9 protein-coding genes and 1 pseudogene are annotated in these 10,276 nt (G+C 35.1%); 7 read left to right on the top strand and 3 right to left on the bottom strand.

The window, feature by feature from the left end; genetic code table 11:
• Nucleotides 1-500: 500 nt before the first annotated feature.
• Entirely contained in the window at nt 501-1,814 is a 1,314-nt protein-coding gene (locus tag GFJ36_RS17225; protein WP_088063990.1) for a condensation protein, read from the bottom strand.
• A gap of 500 nt (nt 1,815-2,314) precedes the next feature.
• Here GFJ36_RS17225 and GFJ36_RS17220 point away from each other — a divergent pair, with 500 nt between their 5' ends.
• The 7 genes from GFJ36_RS17220 (at nt 2,315) to GFJ36_RS17190 (ending at nt 8,350) form a co-directional block, all read left to right on the top strand.
• Entirely contained in the window at nt 2,315-2,536 is a 222-nt protein-coding gene (locus tag GFJ36_RS17220) for a hypothetical protein (RefSeq protein ID WP_088609327.1), read from the top strand.
• A 261-nt stretch (nt 2,537-2,797) separates the two neighbouring features.
• Nucleotides 2,798-3,865 carry a glycoside hydrolase family 113 gene (locus GFJ36_RS17215; protein ID WP_097889850.1) on the top strand — a complete coding sequence of 356 codons (1,068 nt, stop codon included), beginning with the start codon at nt 2,798-2,800 and terminating at the stop codon, nt 3,863-3,865.
• Between the two features lie 89 nt (nt 3,866-3,954).
• Entirely contained in the window at nt 3,955-4,146 is a 192-nt protein-coding gene (locus tag GFJ36_RS17210; RefSeq protein WP_000670803.1) for a DUF378 domain-containing protein, read from the top strand.
• 210 nt (nt 4,147-4,356) lie between these two features.
• Nucleotides 4,357-5,439 carry a 3-phosphoserine/phosphohydroxythreonine transaminase gene (gene serC, locus GFJ36_RS17205; protein WP_087984264.1) on the top strand — a complete coding sequence of 361 codons (1,083 nt, stop codon included), beginning with the start codon at nt 4,357-4,359 and terminating at the stop codon, nt 5,437-5,439.
• Between the two features lie 12 nt (nt 5,440-5,451).
• The gene (locus GFJ36_RS17200) at nt 5,452-6,624 is read left to right on the top strand and encodes a 3-phosphoglycerate dehydrogenase family protein (RefSeq protein WP_087984206.1); all 1,173 of its coding nucleotides are present in this window, start codon (nt 5,452-5,454) and stop codon (nt 6,622-6,624) included.
• Nucleotides 6,625-6,639: 15 nt separating this feature from the next.
• Nucleotides 6,640-7,887 carry a DUF1015 domain-containing protein gene (locus tag GFJ36_RS17195; protein WP_088609329.1) on the top strand — a complete coding sequence of 416 codons (1,248 nt, stop codon included), beginning with the start codon at nt 6,640-6,642 and terminating at the stop codon, nt 7,885-7,887.
• A gap of 85 nt (nt 7,888-7,972) precedes the next feature.
• Complete coding sequence (locus GFJ36_RS17190) at nt 7,973-8,350, top strand: hotdog family protein (RefSeq protein ID WP_048544764.1); 378 nt, start codon at nt 7,973-7,975, stop codon at nt 8,348-8,350.
• A gap of 217 nt (nt 8,351-8,567) precedes the next feature.
• On the opposite strand, the gene GFJ36_RS17185 is transcribed toward GFJ36_RS17190, so the two are convergent.
• Together GFJ36_RS17185 and GFJ36_RS17180 are read right to left on the bottom strand one after the other, a co-directional pair.
• The gene (locus GFJ36_RS17185; protein ID WP_088609330.1) at nt 8,568-8,978 is read right to left on the bottom strand and encodes a DUF3224 domain-containing protein; all 411 of its coding nucleotides are present in this window, start codon (nt 8,976-8,978) and stop codon (nt 8,568-8,570) included.
• Nucleotides 8,979-9,104: 126 nt separating this feature from the next.
• A pseudogene (locus tag GFJ36_RS17180) lies at nt 9,105-10,136 on the bottom strand (S66 family peptidase).
• Between the last annotated feature and the right edge of the window lie 140 nt (nt 10,137-10,276).

Genomic DNA, 10,276 nt, shown 5'->3' with positions numbered 1-10,276 from the left:
AATTGTTATAGGAATACTTACTGTTCTAGCAAGTATTAAGTCATTATTCTAATTCTCTATTGTTCGTTCGGATGCAAAAATAGTAGGATATGAAAAGAGAATAAAAGACTTTTAGCGGAACTGAATTATATATTGTTAAACCATAGAGTTTATGGTTTTGGACAAACTATTCACCTTGGATAGTTTGTCCTTTTTTGATTATATGTATAACTTCTATTGCAGCATTTTTTTTAAGCTGTTTGTAATGATTTTAATCCAAGCATTTGAGGGCGCCTAACCATGTGCATCAAGCTAATATTTTAAAGTATCTCACATCTGTTTTCTTAGGTTAATGGGAATGGGCCGGTACCCCATGTATGGCGAACAACTAAACTGGCTTCCTTATATCCTATGTCCGAAGCCAGTTCATCTCTCACATACTCATTTCGCGTTCCTTGAGGAAGTACTCTTCTTGGCTAGATTTATAAACTTAACTTATTGAGCTTAGGGTGATACTCCCGTTACAATTTTGATAGTTCATTGACCACACTTTCTAAAAATTGCTCTACCTTTTCTTTTGTAGTATCTGGCGAATGATAACCAATTGTAAATGTAAGTCTCCCATTATAAGAGCTTGCCCCCATTGTAAAGAATGGTGCATACATAATTGGTGATGTTATATACCCGTCCTGAGCTTGAACTTCACCAAACTTAATAGGTTCATCAGCTATCGATCCGAAATTAGTAAGTAACGGTAAAGCCATTCCCATTTGTAAAGCCCATTCATATTGCTGTTTATACATTTCCTTAACTTCAGATAGCTTTTTACTTGCCAGTAACTCCATTCCTGCGGCTGAAGAAAGACCTGGATTTTGAGATTTTATTGTATCCATTGATTCTTTGACTCGAACTAGAGTTTGATTAAATGAGTCATCATTTTCCATTTTAATCACTGGCATTTCCATCCCGGATAAGTTGCAAATTGAACCAGTTGTATGATTAGGGAGATATCGGCGTAAATCAATTGTTAAACCAACCATTTTTTCTGCGGTACGAGGTTCTGCATACACAGCGAAATGTGATAAAGAGCGGAAGTATGCAGTCAGGATTGCATCATTTAAGGTAGCTTGTTGTGCCTTTGTCCATAGGGTTAAACGTAGAGTTTGCTCACGGCTTAACCGTCGCACGGCCATTTTTGGATAAGTATTTTTGTTAGGTTGAGATGGAAAAGACCATAATGCTGCTTGTTGTTCTTGGCTGGGACGATACGCACTTTTTATGTCTGTTATTCCAGTATATTTGAATACAGGTGATTGATCGCGAAAACCCTCATTTTTTGCATTAAATCTCTTTATAATTTCATCCTTAGACTGTCCCAGAGAAAGGTGAGTATAAATTGCTCCCAGCAAATTAATATATTCCTTGACTCCAGCACCATCTGAACAAAGATGAGATAATTTAACAACTAATATATTTGTTGAAGTGCCTCGTAATAATTTTGTCTGAACCATAGGCCCTTGAATAGGATCTCCAGATTCCTTTATAAAATCTATTGCCATCACTTCAAGATTTTGATCATCTCCTTCTGCAAAAAAACAAATTGGTGAGTTAGTACTAGATGAATGTTCCTCCCAGTAAGGCATATCACTTTCTACAAAACGGCTGTTTAAAACGGGCTGTAATTGTAACGTTATTCTTACTGATTGTTCAAGTACTTTTTTTGATATACCTATAGGAAAATAAAGAACGGCATTAATTTGTTGATTTGCGGAATAAAGACCAAGTATATAATTCATTCGATCTTGAGGTGTTACTGAATATTTCCTTTGTTCCATAATTTTCTCCCTCTTTTCAAGCTATTTTTGGTTACAATCTTGTTTTTCATAGGGTTGTAACTTTTTTAAAGGATCCATATTGTTTTATTTTCACTTTTTTAGTATTTCACTTATGAAAGTATGATTTCTGTATTGGTTCATGTTGTTATTGGTATTAATAATATTCATCAATTTTGTTTGGTTTTTGCATAAAAAGTAGATAAATCGTATTTTCGTTTGATTATATATAAACATTTTACATAAATGTTTGTGTATAATCTACAAAAAATAATCGAGTCATTTTTATCTTTTTTCGACAGTATCTCCCATCTATTTACTAACGCTATCCCAACATCAAACAAATTAAGGAGGGGGTCTTCTAACATAAAATATACACGTTGTAACTTCTAATCTTACAATATTGTAAGATTAGAAGTTAGATAGTTAGATAGAAGTCATTAACTTATGAAAAAATCACATCTATAATCCAGATATAAATCATTAATTAAAGGAGTATTCTAGTGAAAAAAATTATAAGTTATGTGGTGGTTATTGCTATTTTTATAGGAGTAGGATTAGGAGTAAAACGTTATGTGCAAGGTCCAGGACAACCAGTCGATGGGATTCTAGTTAGTGGTACTGCAGCTGATATAGAAAAAGTCAAACAAGAATTTAAAGATGATATTAAACAATCTAATGAAGTAAATATAAAAGTAATACAAACAAAAAGCGAATATAGATAAAAATTTATTTATATAAAAAATTAGATGTGGTTAGGTTATCAGAAAAAATCCAATAACTTCAATTTTAAAAAGATAAAAAAGGAGCGGAAATACGCTCCTTTTTTATTTATCTTACTATTTTTAGGAGGTTAGTATGAATAAGATATGGATAAAGGGTGAATAGCATTTTTATTGATGAAATTTCACTAAATATTCTTGTGGAATATATGTGAAACATTGTATAGAATAAGCAAGAATGCCAAAAATTATAGGGGGAAAGTTGTGAAGAAAAATAAGAGTTTAATAAGTTTTTTAGGAGTGTTTATTATGTTGTTTTCTTTTTGTTTTCAAGGAAATGTACAGGCTGATGTAAATACTGTTCAATCTGGAAAAATCAAATCAGGAAATGTAACGGTATGGGAAGTTGGAAATGTGGCGAAAGTGTTAGCTGATGTAGAGCGCTTAAATTTAAATACAGTAAATGTACCGATTCAGGTAGATATTCCGAATGTGACTTCTACGAACATGGTAATTAATCAAGCGCAAAAGCAACAGGCTATTCTTTTAATTCAAGAATTATTAAAGCGTAATATTCAAGTTATTGTGGAACCGTTCCCATATATTCAGCAAGGAAATGTTGGGGAAACGGAATGGAATCCGAGTAATATTAATGATTTCTTCTGGAATTGGAAAACGGTTATTCTACAAGATATTTTTAATTCGATTACAAGTAAATACAATGTGTACGGGCTCAAGATTGCCTCTAATTTCGTGAATATGGAATATGCAGAAGGATATTGGAGCGATACGATTGATTTCGTCCGTCAGCAATATAAAGGAAATGTTTTGTATCAAATGAATTGGTGGTTAACAGCAAGCTTTGATCCATCTTATGAAGCGAAGTTTATAGAAAAAATAAATCGTCCATATTTAAAAAAGGTGGATATTGTTAGTATTGATAGTTGGTTTGAAGTTTCAGGAAAAAGAAATCCATCATACGAAGAAGTGAAGCAAAGTTTATTTGCCACAACAGTATATAATCGTGGGCAAAATGTTGTGCAGCAGTTAGAACAATTACATAATGCAACAGGAAAACCGGTTTATTTTGGTGGATTTAACGTTCCAGCACGTGAACTTGGACTACAAAATCCGTGGAATCCAGATGTATCTAATGTGTTTTCAAAGGACGTACAATTAAACGGATGGCGTGCTTACCGAGATATATTAGAAACGAAACCGTATTTTAAAGGCTTTTCAATTTGGTTTATTGGCTCTCATAATAGTACGCATGCGTATCAAATACATAGTAAAGAAGCAGAGGCAGTTATTAACGGCTGGTACCGAAAATAATTTTTATTAAATAGGTAAGTTTTGAATTTTACCACATATATTTCTAGTGAAAGGCTTTTCACCATCTTATCACCTAGGGGGCAATCATAATGAAATTTTTGTCTTACCTTACAGTAATTTTGGTGATTCTTGGCGGTTTGAATTGGTTGTTTGTAGCGTTAGATTACAATGTAGTTGAGAAATGGTTTGGTTCTATGCCGGCGCTTGTGGACACTATTTATTGGCTCATTGGTCTTTCTGCTATTTATCAAATTTTTGATCGGTTCTTCACGGACAATTAGCAATTATACTTTATTACTAGAGTGTTAAGTACGATTATGTACTTAACACTTTTTTGTATGTTTATAAAAAGTAGTTTGCACATGCAAGCGATTCCATTGCGTCTTACGCCGTAATAATAGAAAACAAATTGACCACGTATTATATTTCAGGTTATAATTCAGAAAGTTTAAAAATTAATAAAAATAAGAAATAGGGAGGTTATCAGGGTGATGGAGAGAGTATATAATTTTTCAGCTGGACCATCAATACTCCCTTTGCCAGTTTTAGAGAAAGTGCAAAAGGAGCTTGTAAATTATAACGGGACAGGCATGTCTATTATGGAAATGAGTCATCGATCTTCTTATTTTCAAAGTATTATAGATGAAGCAAGTAGCCTAATTCGTGAATTAATGAACATTCCTGATGAGTATGAAGTACTGTTTTTACAAGGCGGTGCGTCATTACAATTCTCTATGATACCGTTAAATGTAATGAATACGTACAAAAAAGCAGGGTACGTATTAACTGGCTCATGGTCTAAAAAGGCGATGCAAGAAGCTGAAAAAATAGGGGAAGTACAAGTGCTTGCTTCTTCTGAAAAAGAGAAGTTTACTACAATTCCTAAACTGGATGGTTTACCAAATGATGAAAAACTAGATTATGTACATATTACAACGAACAATACAATTGAGGGTACGAAATATGTGGACATTCCACGTTTAGATAGAGTACCGCTCGTTGCAGATATGTCCTCAAATATTTTATCAGAACAATATGATGTTACGAAGTTCGGCCTTATATATGCGGGAGCGCAAAAGAATTTAGGACCAGCGGGCTTAACGATTGCAATTATAAAAAGAGATTTAATTGGGGGAGCAGATCGCTCTTGTCCTACAATGTTAAACTATGAAACTTACAGCAAAAATAACTCCTTATATAATACACCGCCATCCTTTAGTATTTACGTAACGAAACTTGTACTAGAGTGGTTGAAAGAGCAAGGCGGGGTATCTGCGATTGAAGAACAGAATAGAATGAAATCTTCACTTCTTTACAATTTCTTAGATGAATCAAAATTGTTTACTTCACCAGTTGATCCTACGTATCGATCACTTATGAACATTCCGTTTACAACACCGTCAGAAGAGCTGAACAATGAGTTTTTACAAAAAGCGAAAGAACGCGGCCTTGTTACGTTAAAAGGGCATCGCTCAGTCGGTGGTATGCGTGCAAGTATTTACAATGCGATGCCAGTACACGGTGTACAGCAATTAGTAAATTATATGAAGGAATTTGAGCTTGAGAATAGATAGGGAGATGGGGATATGTTTCGTGTTCAAACGTTAAATCAAATTGCGGAAAAGGGTTTGCAAGTACTTAGCGGAGAGCGTTATGAAGTAGGGGATAGAATGGACCACCCAGATGGTATTTTACTTCGCAGCTATTCTTTACACCAAGAAGAATTTTCAAAAGACTTAAAGGCGATTGCAAGAGCTGGTGCTGGTGTAAATAATATTCCTGTCGAGCGATGTACAGAAAAAGGGATTGTAGTATTTAATACACCAGGAGCGAATGCCAATGCAGTAAAGGAACTTATTATCGCCAGCCTTATTATGTCTTCACGTAACATTATTAACGGTGTAAGCTGGACGAAAAATTTAGAGGGTGAAGAAGTACCGCAGCTTGTTGAATCAGGAAAAAAACAATTCGTTGGATCAGAAATTGCAGGGAAACGTCTAGGTGTAATTGGCCTCGGCGCAATCGGTGCTTTAGTTGCGAACGATGCGTTAGCTTTAGGGATGGACGTTGTCGGATATGATCCTTACATTTCAGTTGAAACAGCATGGCGCCTTTCTACACATGTACAAAGAGCATTTAGTTTAGATGAAATTTTCGCAACATGTGATTATATTACACTTCATATTCCTCTTACGAATCAAACGAAGGGGATTATTGGTGAACACGCTGTAGAGAAGATGAAAAAAGGTATGCGTTTATTCAATTTCTCTAGAGGAGAACTTGTAGATGAAAATGTTCTTCAAAAAGCGTTAGAAGAAGATGTTATTACGCATTACGTAACAGACTTCCCGAATGAAAATGTGATAAAGATGAAAAATGTAACAGCGACGCCTCACCTTGGTGCATCTACATCTGAATCAGAAGAAAATTGTGCAATCATGGCAGCGCGCCAATTACGTGAATATTTAGAGACAGGAAATATTCGTAATTCAGTAAACTATCCAAACGTCGAACTCCCTTATATCGGAAAGAAACGTATTACAATCATGCATCAAAACGTCCCGAACATGGTAGGACAAATTACAGGATGTTTAGCAGAACATCATATTAATATTGCGGATATGATTAATCGTAGTAAACATTCTTGGGCGTATACAATGATTGATATTGATAACGGAATTGATGATATAATAAAAGAGAACATTGTGGAAAATATAAGCAAAATTACAGGTGTTGTAGCCGTTCGAATGATTGTGTAAAGGAGAGAGGAAAACTTGGCAAAAATCCGACCGTTTCGGGCCATTCGTCCAGTAGAAGAAAAAGCAGCGGAAGTTGCAGCTTTACCGTATGACGTATTAAATAGTAAAGAGGCAAGAGAGGTTGTAAAAGGGAATCCGTATTCTTTCTTACACGTTGATAAAGCAGAAATTGATTTAGACCCGGCACTTTCACCGTACGATGATCGTGTATATGAAAAAGCGGGTGAAAATTTAAATCGATTTATACGAGAAGAAGTATTCATACAAGATGAAGAGCCATCACTGTACATTTATGAACTGACGATGGAAGGAAGAACGCAGTCAGGTCTTGTCGTTTGTACATCTATTGATGAGTATGAAGATGATACAATTAAAAAACATGAAAGAACGCGTCACGAAAAAGAATTAGATCGTATTCGCCATGTAGATGTGTGTGATGCAAATACGGGGCCTATCTTTTTAACGTATCGTACGAAAGAAGATGTGAAACGTATCATTGCAAGCTGGAAAGAAGAGCATGCGCCAATCTATACATTTACAGCAGAAGATGGCGTGGAGCATGTTGCCTGGAAAATAGTTGATGAGGATGTAATTGCTACTTTAGTAAACTTATTTGAAGATATTTCTAATCTTTATATTGCAGATGGGCATCATCGCTCAGCATCAGCAGCAAAAGTAGGGCTCATGCGAAGAGAACAATATCCGAATTACACAGGAGAAGAAGAGTTTAATTTCTTCCTATCTGTATTATTCCCTCACGATGAATTATCCATTTGGGACTATAACCGAGTTGTGAAAGATTTAAACGGCTTATCAGAAGAACAGTTTTTAAAGCAAATTGCACAATACTTTTATGTAGAAGAAGCAGCTGTTTCTCCGTATAAACCAAATGAGCCAAAAACATTTGGTATGTATGTAAACGAGAAATGGTATAGACTCACAGTGAAAGAGGAAACGTTTGATGCGAATGATCTCGTTAAAGGTTTAGATGTATCTATTCTGCAAGATCATTTATTAAGCCAAGTACTTGAAATACACGACCCGCGATCTGATTCACGCATTGACTTTGTCGGAGGAATCCGCGGATTAGAAGAACTAGAACGCCTTGTAAATAGCGGTGAATATAAAGCAGCGTTTTCATTATATCCGACATCAATGGAAGCTTTACTATCAATCGCAGACGCTGGAGAAATTATGCCGCCGAAGTCAACGTGGTTTGAACCGAAACTGCGTAGTGGGTTGTTTGTACATTCTTTAAAGTAAATATAGACTTCTTTAGATTGAAAAACCGAAATGATTATAGTTTCGGTTTTTCTTATTTATAAAGTGTTTTTGAGGAGGGGTATAGATGAAATTGCAAGTAGGGGAAAAAATCACCTTTGAGCGAACTTTTACGAAAGAGGATGTTGTTTTATTTACGGAAGTATCGAAAGATGAAGGTGTTCATCATGTTACACCAGATGAGCAGGGGAGATTTGTTGTACAAGGACTGTTAACATCAACGTTGCCTACAAAAATTGGCGGTGATTATAACGTACTAGCTCGCAAGATGGATTTTGAATTTGTACGTCCTGTTTTTAGCGGTGATACGATTCGTTGTGACGTAACTATTGAACAATTTGAGCCCGATGAAAAAAATCGTACAAAAATTATTGCGATGTTTATATGTAGGAATCAACTTGAAAAAGAAGTTATGCAGGGGAGTTTTTCTGGGATTATTCTTTAGTTAGTAGGAAAAGTAATGAATAGGTGGGGGGCACATGCCTCTCGGGCTTAGATTTTTAATTCCCCCCATAACGAAAATTTTATGCATTGCTGGATACTGATAATAAGACGTTATGTAATATACTCTGTTCTTTTCTTAACTAATAGAAGAATAGTTGAATAAGCTTGTCAATAAAAAGGACATTCCTAGTATTACAAGAAATGTCCTTTCCACTAAATTATAGGATATTTTGCTGGAATTCAAACTCTAAAATTAGTTTACTGGTTTGACCTGTAAACTGATAATTATAGGACCCTCTTAGTTTTTCTAAGTTACCGGTAGCTTTAATAATTGTTCCTGGGGAATCTAGATTTCCTTTATCAAATATTCCTTGCTCTATAGCTGTAAATGTCCCTTGTTGCCCCTTATAAATTCCTTCGAAGTGTAAAAATCCAGAAATTTTAGCAGTAGCCAAGTGACCATCATTTATATTTGAGTCTAAATAATATAATAAGTATTCAACAAAAGCTTTTCCTTTTAATTCACCATCAATATCATATTCAACATGGGCAATATTAATAGGGAAATCTTTTCTAGTATCATCAATTAGTTTTTCATCCCATTTACTTACTGTAAATGTTGCTTCCATACACGTAAATCCCCCTTTATCATTAGATAAGTAATCTCCCTAAAATGAAAAAATACGCTATTCTTCCTGTAGGATCAGGAAAACATAATTATAAAACTTATGGCTATACTTATTTAAAGTTTTCCTTTATTCCACGCCACTCTCTAAAATAGAGAAAGACCCATTTTCACAATCAATTTCTGCCATCGCACCGTAAGGTAAAATAAACTTCGGCTCGGTATGACCAAAATTTAAATTATAAAGAATCGGCAAATCTTCTAAGTTATGTTCTTTCATAACTTGCAGTATTTCATGTTTATATTCTTCATAATACATTTCGTCTTTTGGTTTACCAAAGATGATACCCTTCGCTTTTTGGAGAATGCCTTGCGCTGCGTAATTTCGTAACCAATACTTTATATAGCTTGGTTCTGGATGGTCTTCAGAAGTTTCAAAGAAAAGGATACTATTTTCCCAATGTTTTTTCTCAGGCCAAAGCTCCGTTCCTTTTGCAAATTCCAAGACTTCTATACAACCACCAATTAAGCGTCCTTGTACGGTAGTAGAGCCTTGAAGTAGTTCATAGCCATTGTTTTGTTGCATCGTACGCCTTGTATCTTTATTTACCTCTATCCATTCTAAACGCTCACTCGTCCATTCATGAGCTGGTTGAATCTCGCCAATTGTCTCATTTGAAAAGAGAGTCCGATTTACCATTTCAACTGTATATGGATCCATCTCTACATTTTCGGCAAAATCAGTTAAAATTGCTGGACCGTAAAAAGAGGAAATTCCTGCTTTATGACAAAACAAGTGTGAAATGGTAACGTCAGAGTACCCCATAAAAATTTTCGGATTTTCACGTATTACATTAAAATCTATATAGGGAAGTAAGCGAATGCTATCTTCACCGCCAATATTCGAAATAATTGCTTTCACGCGCGTATCCTTAAAAGCTGTCATTAAATCTTCCGCACGAGCCTGTGGATTGTTATAAATGAATTCGCTACCTTTTAAACTATTTGGCATTGGGACAACCGTAAGACCGAAAACTTCTTCTAATCTCTTTACTCCTTGTTCATAACGTCATCTTATCTCAGAATCACCTGCGCCTCCCCATGAAGGACTTACTGTTGCTACGATATCACCTGGCTGTAATCTGTTTGGTTTCTTTAACATATTAACTCCGCTCCTACATAATGTAATGGACTACGATTATACAAACTGTAGTATTGAAAAAATATGATGCATCACATTAGTTTCTTCATCATCAATCCGTTTACCTGCTGTTATGCAAGAATTTAGCAGTAGTATTGAAT

Origin of the sequence: Bacillus sp. EE-W1 (genome assembly GCF_009760835.1) — a bacterium.
Taxonomy (GTDB): Bacteria; Bacillota; Bacilli; order Bacillales; family Bacillaceae_G; genus Bacillus_A; species Bacillus_A wiedmannii.
The sequence above is the reverse complement of the archived record's forward strand: the minus strand, read 5'-3'. Positions and strand labels throughout refer to the sequence as shown.